We start from the raw sequence: 19,264 nt of genomic DNA on the forward strand, positions 1-19,264 counted from the left end.
CCCCGCGATTGTCGCGGAACGCGCCCTCCTGAGCGTCTCAGCGGAGAACCCCCAGTGCGCCATTCCAGCCTACGCGATGCCGAACAGACGCCACACGGCGCCCGGCGCCCGCGCGCGCACGCCCGCTGTGCTGAACAGATGCCGGTCGTGGCCCGGAGCGCCGCATGAATCGCCTCACTGCGATGCTGGGCATTCCCGCGGGTGGCGCCGGCAGCAATCTGCGGGCGCTGTCCGGCCCGATCCTGATCATCATGATCCTGGGGATGATGATCCTGCCGCTGCCGGCGTTCATCCTCGACCTGCTGTTCACGTTCAACATCGCGTTGGCCGTGATGGTGCTGCTGGTCAGTCTCTACACGCAGAAACCGCTCGATTTCGCGGCGTTCCCGAGCGTGCTGCTGTTCTCCACATTGTTGCGACTGTCGCTGAACGTCGCTTCCACGCGGATCGTGCTGATGGAAGGCCATACCGGCCCGGATGCCGCAGGCAAGGTGGTCGAGGCGTTTGGCCACTTCCTCGTGGGCGGCAATTACGCGGTGGGGATCATCGTGTTCGCTATCCTTGTCATCATCAACTTCATGGTGATCACGAAAGGCGCGGGCCGGATCGCCGAAGTGTCTGCGCGGTTCACGTTGGACGCGATGCCGGGTAAGCAGATGGCGATCGATGCCGATCTGAACGCGGGTTTGATCAACGAGACCGACGCGCGTAAGCGCCGTGTCGCCGTGGCGCAGGAAGCCGAGTTCTACGGTTCGATGGACGGTGCATCGAAATTCGTCCGCGGCGACGCGGTGGCCGGGCTCCTGATCATGGCGATCAATATCGTCGGTGGCTTGATCATCGGCGTGGCCCAGCACAATATGGCCATTGGCGACGCCGCAACGAACTACACGCTGTTGACGATCGGTGACGGCTTGGTCGGCCAGATCCCGGCGTTGGTGATTTCGACGGCGGCTGGCGTCATCGTCTCCCGCGTGGCGACCGAGGAAGATGTCGGCACGCAAATCACCGGTCAGTTGTTCACCAACCCGAAAGTGCTGTCGATCACTGGCGGTATTCTTGCCGGGATGGGCTTGATTCCAGGCATGCCGCACCTCGCTTTCGGCCTGCTAGGTGGTGGATTGTTTTTCATGGCGCGCAAGATGCGCCAACTTGCCGAGCGCCGCGCCGCGGAAGCTGCCGCACCGAAGCCGGTTATAGAAAATGCGGTCAATGCCGAAAATACGGAAGCCAGCTGGGACGATGTGCAACTGGTCGATCCGCTCGGTCTTGAAATCGGCTATCGGATGATCCCGCTGGTGGACGCTGCCCAGGAAGGTGAATTGCTGAAGCGGATCAAGGGCATTCGCAAAAAATTCGCCCAGGAAATAGGGTTTCTGGCACCGGTGGTGCATATCCGGGACAATCTGGAATTGCGGCCGAATGCCTACCGGATCACGTTGAACGGCGTCGAGGTGGGAACCGGCGACGCATTTCCCGGCCAGTGGCTGGCGATCAACCCGGGCCAGGTCAGCGGGCCGTTGCAGGGTGCGCCCACGCGCGATCCCGCGTTCGGCTTGCCGGCGGTGTGGATCGATATCGGCATGCGCGAGCAGGCCCAATTGCTGGGGTATACGGTGGTGGATGCCGGTACGGTCGTGGCAACGCATTTGAATCACCTGATTACGTCGCATGCATCGGAATTGCTGAGCCGTCAGGAAGTACAGCAATTGCTGGATCGGATTTCACGCGACGCGCCGAAGCTGGTCGAAGACCTGGTGCCAAAGGTGATCACGCTGACGACGTTGCAGAAGGTCTTGCAAGGGCTGCTGGACGAAGGCGTGCCGATTCGCGATATGCGTACTATTCTGGATGTATTGGCCGAGCACGCGCCGAAGGTCAGCGACCCGTACGAATTGACCGCGATGGTACGTTTGGCCCTGGGGCGCGCGATCACCCAGCAAGTTGCGCCGGGCAATGGCGAAATGTACGTGATCGGGCTCGAGCCGGGATTGGAGCGTATCCTGTCCCAGGCGTTGTCGAATGGCAACGGTGGCGGCCTGGAGCCGGGGCTGGCGAATACACTGCTGCAGCAAACGCAGGATGCGTTGTTGCAGCAGCAGAATCAAGGTTTCCCTCCGGTGATGCTGGTGCAGCACGGATTGCGATCCTTGCTTGCCCGTTTCCTGCGCCGTAGCATGCCGCAATTGAAGGTCCTGAGCTATGCGGAAGTACCGGATAGCCGTACGATCCGCGTGACGACCACGATCGGAGGTCAGGTTTGAAAGTCCGTAAATTCTTCGCTCCCTCGTCGCGTGAGGCCCTGAAATTGGTACGCGCCGAACTCGGCGCCGACGCGGTGGTGTTATCGAATCGCGTGGTGGACGGTGGCGTGGAACTGGTCGCCTTGACGGAAGACACCCTGAGCGGGATCGTCGAGGCGCCGACGGCGCCTTCCGCCGCGCCGGTGAGTCCGTCCGAGACGCCGGTGCGCATTGAACCCTCGCTGCGCGGCGCGTCAGGGCTGCCGATCGAGGCTGATCCGTTCGACGATGTCGAACCCTTCGAGGGCTATGGTCCGTCCGCATTCGGCACGGCGCCGCACGCACCGTTCCAAGGTAATGCGTTTGCTTCACGTGGCGGGGTGTCTGGTGCGTTGCCTTCCCCCGAATCAGGGCGTGGATCGGCCGGGCAACCCGGTATGGCGGCCGCCAGCCTGTTGCAGCAGGCCCGTCCGGCGGGGGCGAGTGAAGGTTTGCCAGGTGGTTTCGCGCGCCGTGCGTTCCCTACGCTCCAACCCACTTTCGAGGGCCCGTCGCATAGTCAGCAGGGGCGTCGTTTTACACCGCGCGACGAAGCGCCGATGGCCGAGCGCAGCGACCGCGATCGTCGACTGGCGCGTCCGGTCGAGACACGGGAAGACGCACGGCAAGTGTCGGTGCAGGAAGGGCCGCGCGCCCCCGCGCCATATCGTCCCGCCCCGGGGCTGCATAGCCCGTTGATGCATCCGGACAATACGAATGGCCGTGATCGCACGCGTGCATTGCCAGGCGTGCTGGCCGCGAAGGCGGTGGGTGATGATGGTGCATCGGCGCTGGCGTATGTGCACCGCGCGACCCAGACTGCGTATCTTCAGCAACGTCGCGCACGCGCGGAGGCGGAAGCCGCCGCGGGGTTGTCGAACGATGTTTCGGAAGGGCCGGGACAACCGGGGGCCGAACGGATGGCTGACGCCGGCTGGACCGGCGAAGCGAGGTCACCCAGGCAACCCGGGCACAATGTCACCACGGAAGCCGACGTTGGCCGGCCGGATCGCACGGCATCTGCTGGGGCCGATGCGTGGTCGTCCGATCCGTCGCCGGTGAACGGCGCGCTGTTGGATGGCCGTGAGGATGACATCAGGCGTGATGTCGCCTACGGCGATGCTAGCGATGGACAGGATGCCGCCGCGCACTACGGGCATGACGCCTACGCGAATTTTGAGACGAACGAGTACGGTGGTCGTGAACACTCCGCGCACGACGAGGCGGCTTATTATGACGGGCATGTCTCGCACGCAGACGCGGCGCAACCCGATGGGACGCACATGACGCAGGATGATCCGGCACCCGTCGTGCCGTTTGCCCGCGCAGCCGAACGCGGGCGGCACTTGTCTGGTGTGGCTGGCTTGGCGCGACCGGAGCGGGATGGCGAGGAATCCATGCAGGCTAATGTGCTCGGCCTGTCACGTGCCGAACGGGATGACAGCAGTGTCGTCCTTCCGACGGCAATCCGGCCGGCACGCGATGCGGCTGGCCTGAGCCATGGCGACGCGGCGGCGACGCCGATGACGGCCAGCGAGGCCATGGCGCGAGGACTCGGTAACCCGGGGGAGGTGGTGGTGCGTCCGGCGAGCATGCCGCGGGAAGAGCAAGATCGCACGCCGCTGCCGGAATCCGCGTTGATGGAGCGTGATACACCACCGGGGGGCCTTCGCGTGGGTGCGTCGAACGACGACGTCGCCAGGCAAGTGGCAAGCGCGATGCGCGATGATGTCGATGTCGATACCGCACCTGCCGCGGACCGGGCGGGGACGACGATATCGGCCACGTCGACGCCGGTGACATCACAGGGAGCGTCGCCGATGATGGCGGCACGCGAATACGGCGCGACGCGTTACGCGGCGCACACACGTGTCAAGGCGTCTTTTGCCACGTTCCCCCATACGAACCCGGCGATCGGTAACCCGATAGGCGGCCTTCGTGCGACGCCGTCGTTGCCGGCATTGGCATCGCATTTGCCGGATAACGCCGATTTGCCGGCGTCCTTTGCAACGGCACCGCAATCGCGTGATATCAGCGATGCGGCGACCGCATCGGTTGCGGATGCCGTGCCTGCCGCGGCGCCGGCTTTGCAAGCGGGCGTTGCCACGGACGATACCGCACCTGCCACCGCGTCGGCGGCGACAGGAACATTTCTGAACGACGCATTCGGCGTAGACGTGGAGGAGGCGCGTGACAGCGCGGCCGATGCGTCATCGTCGATCCCTGCCGATACGACGCCAGCGTCGGCATCCGCGCCTGCGATCACGGCGTCCATGACGAATGACCCGAGTCCGCGCAGCGCAACTGCCGTGCTGGAGGAAATGCGTAATCTGTGTGGCGCATTGGGCTTGCAACTCGAGGCGATCGATCAAAGCGAGCGGATTCGCCGGGACCCGGTGCGCAACGGCGTCACGCAAATGATGCTGGCCTGCGGGTTCTCGGCACAGCTCGTGCGGCTGATGTTGGACAAACTGCCGGCCGTCCACACGCCGGAAGAAGGGCTGGCATGGGTCAAGGCGACATTCGAGCGTAACCTGCCGGTGCTGGACAACGAAGACGCGTTGATGGAGCGTGGTGGCGTGTTCGCGCTGATGGGCCCGACCGGTGTAGGCAAGACGACCACCACGGCGAAGTTGGCCGCGCGTGCGGTCATGCGCCATGGCGCGGACCGCGTGGCCTTGCTCACGACGGACTCCTATCGTATCGGTGCGCACGAACAGTTGCGGATCTACGGCCGCATCCTCGGTGTGGCGGTGCATGCGGTGAAGGATGCATCGGATCTGAGCCTGGTGCTGTCGGAACTGCGGAACAAGCATATGGTGCTGATCGATACGATCGGCATGAGTCAGCGTGACCGGGCCGTATCGGAACAGGTCGCGATGCTGCGGGGCGCGCAAATGCCGGTCAAGCGCCTGCTGCTCCTGAACGCGACGAGCCACGGCGACACGTTGAACGAGGTGGTTCGTGCTTACGGTTCCGCGATCAATGCGGCGGCAGGCGGTAATGCGGGGGAAGCGGACGGTGGCTTGAGTGGCTGCATCATCACGAAGGTGGACGAATCCAACGGGATCGGCGCGGCGCTGGACACGGTCATGCGTCACCGCTTGCCTGTGCATTACGTGTCCAACGGACAAAAGGTGCCGGAGGATCTACGAGTGGCACGCCGTGGCTATTTGATCGACAATGCTTTCAGCGATCCGCATCGTACATCACCATTCCAGCCGGATGCGGAGGCATTGGAAATGTTGTTTGCTGGTGAGAATGACCGTGCGGCACGGTCGACCTCGACTCAGGGAATCGTCGATGGTCCGCGTTCGCCCGGCCAGCCGTCGCCCGCCGAGGCACACTACGGAAGTTCGCATGGATAAGTTCGTTATCGACCAGGCCGAAGGGCTACGCCGTCTGGTGGCGGGCCGTCCGCTGCGCATCGTGACCGTTCTCGGCGCGGCGCAGGGCGCGGGCGCGACGACGGCCGCCCGCAATCTGGCTGCATCCTTGCGCTTTCATGGCAAGCGTGCATTGGTGATCGATGAACAGGCGCGCGTCGGTCAATATCCCGTCACGCTCGCTGATGTCGTCGAGCAGCGGTTCGGATTGGATGATGTATTGTCACCGTTCGATGACGAAACGCAACGTGGGGTGCCGACGCTTGGGTCCCCGGTTGACGCGGAGGGCCATTCCGTCGGATTGCGCCATTGGCGCGGCGATGAACAGGCCGCGGCGATGAATGGCGCGCTCGATATCGTGTTGGTGGATGCACGCGTTGATGAAACCGGTACGCTGACCCCTCTGGCGGCGCAGGCGCACGACGTTCTGATCGTTGTCGACGCTGATCCAGCGGCCATGCCGGGTACGTATGGATTAATCAAGCGGCTGCATTTCGCACAAGGTATCCAGCAATTCCGGCTGTTGTTCAATCGAGTGGCAAAACCACTCGACGCGCAAAACGCTTACCAGAACCTATCAGGTGTCGCCAGGCGGTATCTCGCGATCTCCCTGTCACCCGCGGGCGTCATCTCGCGTGATGCGGACCGATTGGGGCGTGCCGATGCATTGGGCGGTTGCGTTGTAACGGCGTATCCAACCGCGCCGGCGGCGATCGACTATCGCCGCGTGGGTGCGGAAATCGTTCATTGGCCGTGGCGGCCGTTGGCGTCGAGCGGTGCAGTTCCGGCTGACGGCGGCGCATCCTCCGTGGCGACTGATGAGCAGGGTAGCGGGAATGGGCGGCAGCAACAGTCCCAGGCAAGCGTGGGTGCGGTGGACGGCATGCATGCCCCCGTGCGCGGTGCGCAGCAAGATGACGGCATGACGGGTCGGCAGCAGGATTACGGGAATGGTCCGCAGGCAATGGCCGCGGCGACGCAACGGCACGCGGTGCCTGCGCATATTGCGTGACGAAGGAGTCGCGGATGTACACTGCCCAAGGCAAATTAACGCAAAACGAGCAGTCGATGCACGATACGGCGTTACGCTACGCGCCGCTGGTGCGAAGGATCGCACTGCATATCGTTGCCAAGCTGCCATCGAGCGTCGATCTGGACGATCTGATTCAGGCCGGCATGATCGGCTTGCTCGACGCCGCCAACCGCTACAAGGGCGAACTCGGGGCGCAATTCGAGACCTACGCGAGCCAACGTATTCGCGGCGCGATCCTGGATCAGTTGCGCGAGAACGATTGGTTGCCGCGCAGCCTGCGTCGCTCGTCGCGACAAGTGGAGCGTGCGGTGCATGAGGTCGAGCAGCGCGTGGGCCGGTCGGCGACCGAGTCCGAGGTGGCCGAGCATTTGCAGCTGCCGCTAGGCGAATACCAGTCCATGCTGCAGGACCTGCACGGTAGCCAGCTGTTTTATTACGAGGATTTCGAGCGCGAAGGCGGTGACGAATCTTTTCTCGATCGTCACTGCGTGGACAAGACCGATCCTCTGGCAAGCTTGATGGACGGCGCGTTCCGTGAATCCCTGATCGAGGCGATCGAACGCTTGCCCGAACGGGAAAGACTGTTACTCAGCTTGTACTATGAGCAAGGTTTGAATTTGCGTGAAATCGGCGCGGTGATGGAAGTCAGTGAATCGCGCGTCTGCCAGTTGCATAGCCAGGCCGTGGGCCGGCTGCGCGCGAAAATGCGGGATTTCGCGCCGGTGACGTCATAGGGCGAAAGTGAGCGTGCGCGCATGCGCGCACGTACGGCATGGCTGGTCTCAGTGCCGCTCCGCCAATAACGCCAGCAATGCGAACGTGGCCAGCCAGTGTTCGCCCATATAATCGCCTTCGACTTGCGCCAACGCCTGCGTCAGGTGCACGTTCGCCGTCTCGGCCAACAGCGCACGGCGCGTGTCCGAGCCGGGTAGCCCTTGCGCGATCTGCCGTAAGCACCATGCACGGCTGAGATTCAAGCCATCCAGATGCGCCAGCTTGCCATCGCTGCGATCGGTTACCGTTGCCGGCACGAACATCGCCGCCGGTTGGCGTTGCCGTACATTGGGCAGGAATGCGTCGAACCACGACACGAACGCGTCCGCGGGCAAGATGCGCCGCATCAATTCCGCTTCCATCCAGCCGGGTGACAGGAATTCGTCGCCGGCAGGCTCCCATCCCTGGTATCCACGGTCCTCACCGTACCAACGCACGGCAGTATCTTTCAATAGCGCCGCGAACGGCGCATTGGCGGTGTCCCGTGCATAGTCGAGCGCCAACGCGAGTGCAAACGCGGTGTTGAAGTGCGTGCCCACGCGTAATGGATAGGTGCATTTCGGCAGGAACGCGGTGAAGCGGGCCACCAGCAGATCGGCCAGCGGTTGCAATGCGTCGCGCCAACGGATCGCGTCGGCGTCAGCGGTTCCGCTCATCCGATGCAATTGGCCGTGCAAGGCCAGCAACCATGCCCAGCCATACGGTCGCTCATACCCTTGCGCCGTTGGCCGTTCGAAATAACGTACCTCGCCGGCTACGCGAGCCGGCGTCAGATGCGTGTCAAACGTCGCGAGGATTTCATGACGTTGCGGCAGCGTTGGGAACCGGTCGAGCAGCGTCGCCAACATCCAATAACCATGCACACACGAGTGCCAGTCGTAACTGCCATAAAACACCGGATGGAGCTGGCGCGGCGAGACGGCGTCGTCGTCATTGACCAGGACATGCAGCAGGCTATTGGGATATTCGCGTGTCACATGGCGCAGCGCGATGGAGGAGAATTGGGAGGCGACGTCGGCAGTTAGCATCTCGGCACGAGGGCGCACACGGCGCGGTGGTTCGTCAGAGGCCTACTATACCGCCGAGTGCCCCGGGCGATAAGCGGTCACACATCAGCCGTTGGAACCACGGCGCTGTGCGCGGGCAATCCCGACGCGTTCGGCAGCACCGCTGGCGCGCTGATCAGCTCGGCATCTGAATCAGTTCCTGGGTGGTGACGAGCAACCCGTCAGCGATTTTCTCGGCGTCGATGCGCAGCGTGCCATTAGCGATGGCGGACCGTAACTCGTCCACGCGTGGCATGTCGATATCATTGCTCGGGTCGCTGGCGGCGGCCAACAACGCTGCGGTCATTGGCGAGAAAGATACACTGCCGCTAGCCGCGGTGGTGCTTGCCAGTACGGTAGGGCTCGGCGGGGGCGCCGCCGCCGAGTTGGCCTGCCCGCCCACAGTCGGCTTTTGCAAGGCCGCGGGCGTTTGGCCCGCCGAGGATGGATTGAGTTTCACAGCAGTTCCCCAAGGGACGTTTCCTGCTGTAACGGCCTACCTGAGGCGAACTTTAGTAATTTCCGGGGGATTTAAGCAACACGCCGTTAATTGAGCAGACATTTTGTAATTTAACGGTTGACGAACGCCTGATTGATTACGCAGAAATACGGTGTGTGACATCTTGTCTCGGACGATAAAATCGTTTTCATACATCAGTCCCGCGATGGGACCCTCATCCCATCCGTCCATCGGAACCATAAGTCGATGGTGCCATCGTGCCGCTGGCCATCCGGATGGCATCGAGTGCCGAGCGGTTGTACACCATCCGCGTCCTCACGAGGCGGCCATTGGTTTCGTTGCTGGCGCGGGCGGTACGCGCAAGTCCAAGCAGTGTTTCCCATTTTTCGGCGATTTCTGCGTGAACCGCCGGCTCGGCCTCTCGAATTCGATCCAGCAAGGCTTGCATGCCCGACAGCGAACCGGCGACAAACCATGAGGTGCGTTGGCGGCCAAGGTCGGTCAACTGGCGATACAGTTCGGTCTTGCGCGCCACGAGATCCGGTAATGTGGAGACATCGGTACTGCGCGCGAGTAATTGCTGTTCCTCTTGCAAGGTCGTGACGAAAAGGCGCAACGCGGAGATCTCGTGATCGAGAATGATGAGAAGCGTGGCGTAGTTTGGCGAGGGTGTCGGCGTCATCACAGGGAATCCGGCAGGAAACGGAAGGGCGGCAGCGTGACATGCGACGCACAGGCGGGCAAGAGCGGCAGCGGCGAAAACACAACGGCCTGCAGCGGCCCTATCGGCCGCTGGGGAATAACAACAAACGTCAGAGTAGTTAGATCGCGCCGCTTGGCGACATCAATTCGCGTGAACCGCGAAGCATGCCGTCCGCGATACGAGATGAATCGATTTGATATGTACCGTTCGCCAGCGCAGCCTTGATGGATTCGACGCGCTCCATGTCCACGTCGTTGCGCGGATCGTTCGCCGCTGCCATCAATTGGGTCGTGCGGCCCGATACCCGGGCATCGCCGCCCATGGTCCGTGTTGCACCGGTGCCACCCGTGTTCAACGGTGCGGCATTCTGTTGTTGCGCCGACACATTGGCGGCACTGGCAGGCGCCTCCCCGGAAGGATTCGACCGCGTCCGGGCGTTTTGCCGTTGCAGCGTATCTTGTCGCAACGACGCGTCGTTTGGATTCGCGTTGAGTTTCACGGCATTTCCCATCAGCGTGGTTCGCACCGCCTGATATAGGCATTGCCACCGAGAAAAACGTCCGAAAAGCTATCGACGTCAACGCGGCAGGCAAACAGTGCTCTCCTGAATGAGCCTCCAGTGTATCAGGAAAGCCGCGACTGCCAAATAATTGTCGTGCGAAATCAAGGCCGCCCGCTGACCACACACCATGGTCACGCATGCATTGGGCGGGTATGACCGCCATGCGCGTGTCGATGGCGGCAGTGGTCGCAAGCGGGCTGATCGGCATCGACAACCGGTAAGGGGGAGGGCACATTGATGGCGGCCTGGTCGCGGTTTAGAGGGGAATATTGACCGAGGAATCGGGCTGCGCGATGCCGCTGACGATCGCGCCGTTTGCCGTACGCACCTTGACCTGCTGGCCGGCGGACGCATTGGCCATGGCGCTGCCTTCGGACGAAATCGCGAACCCGTTGCCTTGGGCGATCAGCTTGACGATCTGCCCGAAGTGGATGGCGACCGCCGCTCGTACAGAGTCAGTACGCAATGGCATGCCCGCCATCACGGCGTTCATCGTCGTGGTGCCCAGGATCTGCGTCGGATCGGTGACGATCGCCGTCGGCATCGTGGTCAGATCACCGTTCTGCACCATTAAATCGTTCGGTCCGATGACCGTATTCGGATTCAGGCCATGGGACGCCACGTAGTAATTGCCGATGATGCCGACCCGTGCCTGCACGTAAATCGTCCATGGACGGGCATCTGTACAACGTACCCCGACCATGACCTTGCCCCACATGCGCGTGCCTGACGGCAGGAATGCTTCGAGCGCCGGGCAGGCCGCCAAGCCTTGTGGCTGCGGCGGCGTGACGGCGATCGTCACGCGACCGGGCAATCCTTCGGTCTGCTGCACCAGGAACCGTTCCGCGGCCTGGACAATCAATGCGGGGTCCTGCGCGCTGGCGGCTTGCGCGTGTGCGTGCGGTGCAACACCCAGCAGCGCCGCGGCGACACCCATGATCGCTGCCGTTACCCACGCGTCGCCCGATGACAACGGTGAGCGTCCCGTTTGATGTACCGCGGCAACCGGCAATGCACGCGCCGTCCGTCCAGACCGCGCGCCGGTCAACCGTGCTGCGGCCATCGCGGCAGACCCGCTGTGCACACGGCGTGCCGTGCGTGTGAAACGTGCCGACCTCGCGCCGAACAAGGCGTGGAGGGTCTGGCCGATCAGGTGAACAGGGGTAGCGGCGCGCATTGGCTGCTCCGGTTTTTCAGTTAGAGCGGATTGTAGGGAGAGCGGGCAACGGGGTATCGGCCGAAATGAAGCGCCAAACCCCCCTTTATCCTCGAATTGCCCAGACCGCCTTCCCCGTACGATGCGTTCCATACCTGAAAAGGAAAAGGGGCGGTACGTGGACAAACTCGACGCGGAATTCAATTTCGGCCGACAAGCGCTGGATTTGCGCGCGTACCGCCAGCAATTATTGTCGGGCAACATCGCCAACGCCAATACGCCGAACTACAAGGCGCGGGACATCGACTTCGCGAAAACGTTGCAGGGTGCGTTGGGTACGGACGCGGCCGGCAAGTCCGGGCCGGTCTGGAACAGCGGTAGCGCGGCAACCACCGGTTATCTGGCCATGGCGCGCCCGGAAGGCAATGGTGGCATGGGCGGGGCGGCCGGCAACGGCGGTCTGAGAATGGATGCGACCCACCCTGGGCATCTTGCGGGGGTTGCCGGCGCGGCCGCCGCGGCAAGTGTCACGTACGGCACGCCGGCCTACCGCACGCCGTATCAATCGGCGATGGACGGCAATACGGTGGAACTGGATAGCGAGCGCGTCAACTTCGCGGACAACGCGTTGCATTACGAGACGGGCCTGACCGTCATCAATCAGCAATTGAAGACGATGTTGACGGCGGTGAGTGGCGGTAACGGCGGTTGACGGACGGCATGCGCGTGGCGGTAAGGCGCGATGGCGGCAAGCGATGGCGTGGTAGCGGTCTGGGTCGTAAAAACGGTGAGGGTGGTGCGATGTCTTCGATGATGAACATCTTCCGGGTGGCGGGTTCCGCGATGAATGCCGAATCCCAACGTCTGAATACGACGGCCAGTAACCTGGCCAACGTGGACAGCGTGGCCGGTCCGGACGGCAAGCCGTATGTGGCGAAGCAAGTGGTGTTTCAAGTGGACCCGCTGGCGCAAGGTCGCGGCGGCGCGGGGAACCCGGCGGCCGATATCGGCGGCGTGAAGGTCAGCAAGATTGTGAACGATCCGTCGCCGATGAAGGTCGTCTACGACCCATCGAATGCGGCGGCCGATGCGAACGGCTATGTGACGATGCCGAACGTCGACCCGGTACGCGAGATGGTTAACATGATTTCCGCCTCGCGCTCCTACCAGGCCAACGTCGAGACGATGAACACGGCCAAATCACTGATGTTGAAGACGTTGACCCTCGGTCAGTAAGGAAAGCACGAATGAACACGATTTCCAATGCGGCCTCGGCCGCCACGAATGGCGGTCTTTCGCCACAAGTACTGGACGCGGTCAACGGCGCCGGTCGCCGTGCACCGGGCGAAGGTGGGGCGGCACCGGTCGCCACCGGTGGTGCGACCGCAACCAGTGCGGAAGGCAAGGCCTTGGGCGCGGGCAAGACGGGGGAGGATCTGCAGAACACCTTCATGCGCTTGCTGGTGACGGAAATGAAGAACCAGGACCCGACCAACCCGATGGACAGCTCGCAGATGACCTCGCAGCTGGCGCAGATCAATACGGTATCGGGCATTGCCGGCTTGAACGCGACGATGACCTCGCTGGCCAAGCAGTTGAACGCGGGGCAACAGGTGCAGGCGAGCAACCTAATCGGCAAGAGCGTGATTGCAAACGGGCATGACATCGCGTTGGAAAAGGGCAAGGCCAGTGCCTTCGGCGTCAACCTGGACGCGGCGGCTAAGGACGTGCAGGTCAAGATCTCCGACGAGACCGGCAAGGTGGTGCGTTCGATGAAGGTGTCGGGCGAGCAGAGTGGCGTGAACACCCTGTCGTGGGATGGCAAGAACGACCAGGGTATCGCGTTGCCGGATGGCAAGTACTCGTTCAAGGTCAGCGCCACCAATGGCGACGATCCGGTTTCCGCCCAGGCATTGTCCCAGGCCAAGGTCGAAAGCGTGATCGCCCAGCCGAACGGGTCGGCGGGCCTGAAGTTGAATAACGGCGGCACCACCAGTTTGTCGAGCGTATCCCAGATTCTGTAGGGCGATTGTGTATTACCGGTAGCACCCGTCGTACCGCGGCACCTCAGATTTTCCGGTCGTATGCCAAGAACCGCGCGGATTGAAGACAGTCGCGCCGCCCGCATCGGTCCGGTTTTGTTCAACTTGCATTAACTACGTATCCAGGACGGCAGTCATGGCTTACTCCCAGGCGCTGAGCGGTTTGTCCGCGGCCTCGCAAGACCTCGATGTGATCGGCAACAACATCTCGAACGCGAATACCGTCGGCTATAAGCAAAGCCAGGCGCAATTCGCGGCGATGTATGCGAACGCGATGAACACCAGCACGAATGACCAAGCCGGTATTGGTACCAGCGTGTCGAAGATCGCGCAGAACTTCACGCAAGGTACGATCACGGAAACCGGCCAGACGCTGGATATGGCGATCAACGGGAACGGCTTCTTCACGTTGTCGAACAACGGTACGACGAACTATTCGCGTAACGGCCAATTCACGCTGAACAAGGACGGTAATATCGTCAATGCGCAAGGCCTGAAGCTGATGGGCTATGCGGCGGACAAGAAAGGTCTGCTCAATACGTCGACGGCCGTGCCGTTGTCGATCCCGAGTGGTTCGGTGGATCCGAAGATGAGCACGAAGGTGATGGCGGAAGCCAACCTGAATTCGGCTTCACGTGTCCCGAAAAACATGCATTTCGACCCGTCCGATACCACTTCCTACAACAACGCCACCACGGCGCAGGTGTTCGATTCACTGGGTAACGTTCATACGCTGAACATGTATTACCAGAAGACGTCGAACGAGGCGTCCACCTGGAATGTCTACGCGACGTTGGATGGCAAGCCGGTAGGTGGCACAAGCACGGCCGGCGGACAGAAGCCGGTCGATCATCTGGCCTTCGATACGAGCGGCGCATTGGTATCGGGCAAGGACGCAAACGTCAAGCTGCAACTGGACAATGGCGCCACCGCCACCCAGCCGTTGAAGCTCGACTTCTCGAAAATGACGCAGTTCGGCGCGGACTTCGTCGCGACGTCGGTCACGAGCGACGGTTATGCCGCCGGTTCGCTGTCGTCATTCGGTATCGACAACGCGGGCAAATTGACGGGGACTTATTCGAACGGCCAAAGCATGGTGCTGGGTCAGGTGGCGCTTACCGCCTTCGCGAACGCCGATGGCCTGCAGAACCTGGGCAACAACATGTTTGCGCAAAGCTCCACGTCGGGCCAGCCGCAGATGGGCGTTGCCGGTACCGGCCCGCTCGGCGCGTTGAAGTCCGGCGCGACCGAAGCCGCGAACGTCGATCTGACCTCGTCCTTGGTCGAGCTGATCACGGCGCAGCGCTACTACCAGGCCAATGCGCAGACGATCAAGACCCAACAGGCGGTGGACCAGACGCTGATGAACCTGTAACGATAAACAGCGTGCCTGACTGACGCCGTAAGCGCCGTACCCCAGCGTACTACCTACCCGGATTCGTAAAGATGGACAGACTGATCTACGTGACGATGAGTGGCGCCTCGCAAGCGCTCGACCAGCAGGCGACCATCGCGAATAACCTCGCGAATGTGTCGACCACCGGTTTTCGTGCGCAGTTGTCCGCTTACCGGTCCGTGCCGGTGGAGACGGCCACGTCGGGCGGTGCCGTTACCCGTACCTACGCGCTGACGACCAATCCCGGCACCGACTATACGCCGGGCCCGGTGCAGCGCACTGGCAACCCGATGGATGTCGCGATTTCGGGTAGCGGCTGGTTGGCGGTGCAGACGGCCGATGGCAGCGAGGCGTACACCCGCGCGGGTAACCTGCATGTGAACAATGCAGGCCAGCTCGTGGACAGTTCGGGCCATTCGGTGATGGGGCGAACCGGTCCGATCGCAATCCCGCCCGGTTCGCGGCTCGAAATCTCCACCGATGGCACGCTGTCCGCGCTGCCGCCGGGTGGCGATCCAACGAATATTCAGGTGGTAGACAAGCTGAGACTGGTCAATCCGCAAGATCAGGAGTTGAAACGGGGCGACGATGGGCTATTCCGCACGGCCAACAACCAGGCGGTGAATCCGGACCCAACGGTTCGGGTGATACCGGAAGCGGTGGAAGGCAGTAACGTCAATCCGGTAACGGCGATGGTGCAGATGATCGATAACGCCCGCAGTTTCCAGATGCATATGAAGATGCTGGACATGGCGTCGACGAACGAACAGCAAGCCAATCAGTTGCTGAATTTCAGTAACGGCTGATCGATGCCATCGGTGATCGGCGATAACGCCGGCGCTTTGTGTTGCGCGGACCCTGTCCGCGTTCCGAACGAATTGAATAGTTACGCGGCCCGCCGCGAGGAAGTCCCAGCATGAACCGCTCTCTGTATATCGCCGCCACCGGGATGAACGCCCAGCAATCGCAGATGGATACCATCTCGAATAACCTGGCGAACGTCAGTACGACAGGTTTCAAAGGTTCGCGTGCGGTGTTCAGCGACTTGCTGTACCAGACCGTGCGTCAGCCCGGCGCGGCATCGAGCGCGGATTCCACCGTACCGTCCGGCCTGCAAATGGGTACGGGCGTCCACCAAATCGCCAGCGAGCGGCTGTACACGCAGGGCAATCTCCAGCAGACCGGCAACTCGCGAGATCTGGCGATTCAAGGCCAGGGTTTCTTTCAGGTGCAAATGCCTGATGGCACGACCGGCTATACACGGGACGGTTCCTTCCAGACGAATCAGAACGGTCAGTTGGTAACGGCGGATGGTTATCCGGTTGTCCCTGCCATCACCATTCCGCAGACGGCGATTTCGTTCACCGTGGCGAAGGACGGCAGCGTAACGGTGACCAACCAGGGTTCGGCCGCCACCGCGCAGGTCGGGCAGATGCAGTTGGCGACCTTCATCAATCCGGCCGGTCTCCAGGCAAACGGCGGCAATCTTTTCTCGGAGACCGCCTCGTCGGGCGCACCGCAGGTGGGTCAACCGGGTGCCAACGGAGTCGGTACGCTGCAGCAAGGCTATGTCGAGGCGTCCAATGTGAATGTCGTCGAGGAACTGGTCAATATGATCCAGACCCAACGCGCATATGAAATCAACAGCAAGGCGGTAACGACATCGGATCAGATGTTGCAGACGCTGAGCCAAATGCAAATCTGACGGCGGGCCTGGATCATGTCGCGTTTCGTACCATCCTCGTTTTCGATTTCCGGTCTTGCACGGTTCGCCGCGCGCGTGCTGGCGTCGGTCGCTGCATCGGTGGCACTGCTGTCGCTGTTCGTCGCGCCGGCGCACGCGGAACGTGTGCGCGATCTGGCGACGATCCAGGGCGTACGGGACAACCCGTTGATCGGCTATGGCCTCGTGGTCGGCCTCGATGGCACGGGCGATCAGACGATGCAGACACCGTTCACGACGCAAAGCTTGTCGAGCATGCTGACGCAGCTCGGCGTGACGGTGCCGGCCGGCACTAGCATGCAGCTGCGCAACGTGGCGGCGGTCATGGTGACGGCATCGCTGCCGTCGTTCGCGCGGCCGGGTCAGACGATCGACATCACGGTCTCGTCCCTTGGCACGGCGAAGAGCCTGCGGGGCGGTACGCTCATCATGACGCCGCTGAAGGGGGCCGACGGTCAGGTGTATGCCGTTGCCCAAGGCAATATGCTGGTGGGTGGTGCGGGAGGCGGTGCCAACGGCAGCAGCGTGCAGATCAATCAGTTGGCGGTAGGCAAGATCAGTGGCGGCGCGACCGTCGAGCGTGGCGTACCGACGATGTTGGCCGCCGACGGCACGATGCGTATGGAATTGAACGACACGAACTTCGAAAATGTGATGAAGGTCGTGAATGCGGTGAATGGCCGTTACGGTCCTAATACCGCTTATCCGTTGGACGGGCGCACGGTCGGTTTGCATTCGCCGATGGATTCCTCGCAGCAGGTGGCATTCATCGCGGGCGTCCAGGACCTCGATATCACGCCGAACGCCGGCATCGCGAAGATCGTTTTAAACGCACGGACCGGATCGATCGTGATGAATCGCCTGGTGACGTTGCAGACCTGCGCGGTGACACACGGCAACTTGTCGGTGGTCATCAATACAACGCCGGCAGTCAGCCAACCGAATGCGTTCGGACAGGGCAACACGGTCACGACGCAACAGTCCAATGTTCAGGTAAAGCAGGAAGGCGGCGCGTTGCGTATCGTCGGCGCCGGCGCGAACCTGGCGGATGTGGTGCGGGGTCTGAATGCGCTGGGCGCGACGCCGGCTGACCTGATGTCGATACTGCAGGCGATGAAGGCCGCGGGTGCGCTGAACGCTGATCTGGAGATCATCTGATGAACGATATGAAGTCGTCGGGCGTGCTCGGTGGGACGGGCGGGATGGGGGCGATGGGTGCCATGAGCCCGGCCGGCGGTGGCGATCTGTCCCAACGGTTTTCGCTCGATGTTCAGGGCTTCGATGCGCTGCGCCGGACCGCGCACAATGATCCGGCGGCTGCCGAAAAGGCGGTCGCCAAGCAAGTGGATGCGACGTTCCTGTCGATGATGCTGAAAAGCATGCGCGATGCGACGCCACAAAGCGGCGTGCTCGACAGCCAGGACGGCAAGACCTATACATCGATGCTCGACGGGCAGCTCGCGCAGGATCTGTCGGGCAAGGGCGTTGGCCTGGCCGACACGCTGCTCAAGCAGCTCAGCAAGCAAAACCATGGCGCGTCCGAACGCGTTGCCGGAGGGCTGAAGAGCGCGGACGCATTCGACGCCCGTGGCCTACGGGGCGCCGGTGCGGCTGCCGGTACCAGCGCGCTTGGCGCACCGGCTGCCGCGCAAACGGCGGAACAGGCGCGCGGGGCCAACCCGGCGCTGCGAGGCAACGCCGCGCACGCGGCGCAACGTCCCGATCAAGTGGGCGCGATGCCGTCGGCGAGCGGCACGGCCGGGGTGGCAGCGGCCGCGTCGCGCGCGATGCAGGCCGCCGCCATGGCGAACGCGGCCTACGAAGGCAGCAACGCGGGCGGCGAGCAGGGCATGGCGGCCATGGGCGGCATGGGTCTGAGCGCCGCCACCGCATTGCATATGCAGGGCGCCGGGCCCGGTGTGGCAATGATCAACCCGGCGGCGAATCCGGCGATCTCGGCGCGGTTTGCCGACATGAATATGTATGACCGCTCGAAGCTGTCGACGCAGGAGCGCGTGGCGGCGGTGGAAGCCGCGGCCATTGCTGCCGGCTGGCGCCCGTCCCACACCGAAGGGAGTCCGCTGACCGCCGGTGCGCAGGCGTACGCCCCGGTATCGCGTGGTGCGTCGCTTGACAATGCGCAGGCGTTTGGCGCCGAGGCGCCCGCGGCATTGCACGCCGAGGAAGCCAAACCGATTCAGATCCGTAACGGTTCGGAGCGGATGAATGCCTTTTTGCAGCGGTTGACGCCGGCGGCGGAGGCGGCAAGCCGTGAAACGGGCATTCCGTCGCATTTCATCCTGTCGCAGATCGCGTTGGAATCCGGCTGGGGCAAGAGTGAGATCCGCGGCGCCGGTGGCGAGCGCACGCACAATGTGTTGGGCGTCAAGGCGGGTGACGACTGGAAGGGACCGACGGTGACGGCAACGACGACCGAATACATCAATGGTCGTCCGCACAAGATGAACGAAAAGTTCCGGGTCTATGGTTCGTACAAGGAGGCGCTGCAAGACTACGCGGATGTCTTGACCGGCAACGCGCGCTACGCGCAGGCGCTGCGCGGTTCGCAGACCGCAAGCGGTTTTGCGCATGGCATGCAGCGCGCCGGGTATGCGACGGACCCGAATTACGCACGTAAGCTGCTTGCGATCATCAAGCAAATGGTCTGACGGAAAAATTTTTCCTAAAGTTCGGCGCACCA

At 62.6% G+C, this 19,264-nt stretch carries 17 protein-coding genes; 12 read left to right on the top strand and 5 right to left on the bottom strand.

Annotated elements, in window-relative coordinates; all coding sequences use genetic code 11:
* Nucleotides 1-164: 164 nt before the first annotated feature.
* Genes flhA through WM40_RS06690 form a run of 4 tightly spaced genes read left to right on the top strand, consistent with a single transcriptional unit; the run spans nucleotide 165 to nucleotide 7,435 of the window.
* Entirely contained in the window at nucleotides 165-2,264 is a 2,100-nt protein-coding gene (gene flhA / locus WM40_RS06675) for a flagellar biosynthesis protein FlhA (protein WP_024904041.1), read from the top strand.
* Complete coding sequence (flhF, locus tag WM40_RS32435) at nucleotides 2,261-5,650, top strand: flagellar biosynthesis protein FlhF (protein WP_052738202.1); 3,390 nt, start codon at nucleotides 2,261-2,263, stop codon at nucleotides 5,648-5,650. The genes flhA and flhF overlap by 4 nt, the downstream gene beginning before the upstream one ends.
* Nucleotides 5,643-6,680: a MinD/ParA family ATP-binding protein gene (locus WM40_RS06685; RefSeq protein WP_052738203.1), complete on the top strand. Its 1,038-nt coding sequence runs from the start codon at nucleotides 5,643-5,645 to the stop codon at nucleotides 6,678-6,680. The genes flhF and WM40_RS06685 overlap by 8 nt, the downstream gene beginning before the upstream one ends.
* Before the next feature lie 14 nt (nucleotides 6,681-6,694).
* Nucleotides 6,695-7,435 carry an RNA polymerase sigma factor FliA gene (locus WM40_RS06690; RefSeq protein ID WP_036010668.1) on the top strand — a complete coding sequence of 247 codons (741 nt, stop codon included), beginning with the start codon at nucleotides 6,695-6,697 and terminating at the stop codon, nucleotides 7,433-7,435.
* A gap of 48 nt (nucleotides 7,436-7,483) precedes the next feature.
* Here the strand turns inward: WM40_RS06690 and WM40_RS06695 are convergent, their stop codons facing one another.
* The 5 genes from WM40_RS06695 to flgA all read right to left on the bottom strand — a co-directional run bounded on the left by WM40_RS06695 (nucleotide 7,484) and on the right by flgA (nucleotide 11,423).
* Nucleotides 7,484-8,503: a DUF2891 domain-containing protein gene (locus WM40_RS06695; protein WP_036010671.1), complete on the bottom strand. Its 1,020-nt coding sequence runs from the start codon at nucleotides 8,501-8,503 to the stop codon at nucleotides 7,484-7,486.
* A 154-nt stretch (nucleotides 8,504-8,657) separates the two neighbouring features.
* Nucleotides 8,658-8,981: a flagellar biosynthesis anti-sigma factor FlgM gene (flgM, locus tag WM40_RS06700; protein ID WP_052738204.1), complete on the bottom strand. Its 324-nt coding sequence runs from the start codon at nucleotides 8,979-8,981 to the stop codon at nucleotides 8,658-8,660.
* 214 nt (nucleotides 8,982-9,195) lie between these two features.
* Entirely contained in the window at nucleotides 9,196-9,663 is a 468-nt protein-coding gene (locus WM40_RS27740; protein WP_024904045.1) for a flagella synthesis protein FlgN, read from the bottom strand.
* Nucleotides 9,664-9,802: 139 nt separating this feature from the next.
* Nucleotides 9,803-10,183: a flagellar biosynthesis anti-sigma factor FlgM gene (gene flgM / locus WM40_RS06710; protein WP_236693417.1), complete on the bottom strand. Its 381-nt coding sequence runs from the start codon at nucleotides 10,181-10,183 to the stop codon at nucleotides 9,803-9,805.
* A gap of 319 nt (nucleotides 10,184-10,502) precedes the next feature.
* Complete coding sequence (flgA, locus tag WM40_RS06715) at nucleotides 10,503-11,423, bottom strand: flagellar basal body P-ring formation chaperone FlgA (protein ID WP_024904047.1); 921 nt, start codon at nucleotides 11,421-11,423, stop codon at nucleotides 10,503-10,505.
* Between the two features lie 121 nt (nucleotides 11,424-11,544).
* Between flgA and WM40_RS06720 the strand changes: the two genes are divergently transcribed.
* From WM40_RS06720 to flgJ, 8 genes are all read left to right on the top strand, one after another.
* A complete protein-coding gene (locus tag WM40_RS06720; RefSeq protein ID WP_046152505.1) occupies nucleotides 11,545-12,114 on the top strand; it encodes a flagellar basal body protein in 570 nt (189 codons plus the stop codon).
* 89 nt (nucleotides 12,115-12,203) lie between these two features.
* Nucleotides 12,204-12,638, top strand: a complete 435-nt coding sequence (gene flgC, locus WM40_RS06725; protein WP_024904049.1) for a flagellar basal body rod protein FlgC — start codon at nucleotides 12,204-12,206, stop codon at nucleotides 12,636-12,638.
* Between the two features lie 11 nt (nucleotides 12,639-12,649).
* The gene (locus WM40_RS06730) at nucleotides 12,650-13,426 is read left to right on the top strand and encodes a flagellar hook assembly protein FlgD (RefSeq protein WP_051504510.1); all 777 of its coding nucleotides are present in this window, start codon (nucleotides 12,650-12,652) and stop codon (nucleotides 13,424-13,426) included.
* Nucleotides 13,427-13,580: 154 nt separating this feature from the next.
* A complete protein-coding gene (gene flgE / locus WM40_RS06735; RefSeq protein WP_024904051.1) occupies nucleotides 13,581-14,819 on the top strand; it encodes a flagellar hook protein FlgE in 1,239 nt (412 codons plus the stop codon).
* Between the two features lie 71 nt (nucleotides 14,820-14,890).
* Nucleotides 14,891-15,646 carry a flagellar basal-body rod protein FlgF gene (flgF, locus tag WM40_RS06740; protein ID WP_024904052.1) on the top strand — a complete coding sequence of 252 codons (756 nt, stop codon included), beginning with the start codon at nucleotides 14,891-14,893 and terminating at the stop codon, nucleotides 15,644-15,646.
* A 110-nt stretch (nucleotides 15,647-15,756) separates the two neighbouring features.
* On the top strand, nucleotides 15,757-16,545 hold the full coding sequence (gene flgG / locus WM40_RS06745) for a flagellar basal-body rod protein FlgG (RefSeq protein ID WP_024904053.1): 789 nt from the start codon (nucleotides 15,757-15,759) through the stop codon (nucleotides 16,543-16,545).
* A gap of 15 nt (nucleotides 16,546-16,560) precedes the next feature.
* On the top strand, nucleotides 16,561-17,721 hold the full coding sequence (locus WM40_RS06750; protein WP_024904054.1) for a flagellar basal body P-ring protein FlgI: 1,161 nt from the start codon (nucleotides 16,561-16,563) through the stop codon (nucleotides 17,719-17,721).
* Nucleotides 17,721-19,232, top strand: a complete 1,512-nt coding sequence (gene flgJ / locus WM40_RS32440) for a flagellar assembly peptidoglycan hydrolase FlgJ (RefSeq protein WP_051504512.1) — start codon at nucleotides 17,721-17,723, stop codon at nucleotides 19,230-19,232. Before WM40_RS06750 ends, flgJ begins: the two co-directional genes overlap by 1 nt.
* Nucleotides 19,233-19,264 lie beyond the last annotated feature (32 nt).

The organism is Robbsia andropogonis (genome assembly GCF_000970345.1).
Classification (GTDB): domain Bacteria; phylum Pseudomonadota; class Gammaproteobacteria; order Burkholderiales; family Burkholderiaceae; genus Robbsia; species Robbsia andropogonis.